General features: G+C 69.4%; 1 protein-coding gene. It reads left to right on the top strand.

From position 1 onward, the window contains the following. The coding region (locus tag ACFOX0_RS34235) for an endo-1,4-beta-xylanase (protein ID WP_377553848.1) at positions 1-696 on the top strand (696 nt) is incomplete at both ends.

Genomic DNA, 696 nt, shown 5'->3' on the forward strand with positions numbered 1-696 from the left:
GGTCCTACGCCAAAACCCAGGGCGTCTACCGCATGATCCAGGACTTCAAGTCCCGCGGCGTCCCCATCGACTGCGTCGGACTGCAAACCCACTTCACCGGCGGCAGCTCCCTACCCGGAAACTTCCAGACCACCCTGTCCAGCTTCGCCGCCCTCGGGGTGGACGTGGCACTGACCGAGGTGGACGTCACGAACTCCTCCACCACCCAGTACGCCGGGTTGACCCAGGCCTGCATGAACGTCCAGCGTTGCATCGGCATCACCGTCTGGGGCGTCCGCGACAGCGACTCCTGGCGTTCCAACGAGAGTCCGCTGCTGTTCGACGGCGGCGGCAACAAGAAGGCCGCGTACACCTCGGTCCTCAACGCCCTGAACGCCGCCGGCCCCGGCCCGACCGGGTCGCCGACGACCGCCCCGCCGACCACGGCACCGCCGACCACCGCGCCGCCCACCACCGCGCCGCCGACCACCGCGCCACCCACGACCCCGCCAGCCGACGGCGCCTGCACCGCCAGCTACCGCACCATTAGCTCCTGGCAGGGCGGCTTCCAGGGTGAGGTCACCATCACGGCCGGCAGCTCCACGATCAACGGCTGGACCACCCGCTGGACCCTCGGCAACGGCCAGACCATCACCCAGATCTGGAGCGGCACCCTCACCACCAGCGGCACATCCGTAACCGTCCGCAACGTCTCCT

Origin of the sequence: Micromonospora zhanjiangensis, from assembly GCF_042650605.1 — a bacterium.
GTDB classification, from domain to species: domain Bacteria; phylum Actinomycetota; class Actinomycetes; order Mycobacteriales; family Micromonosporaceae; genus Micromonospora_J; species Micromonospora_J zhanjiangensis.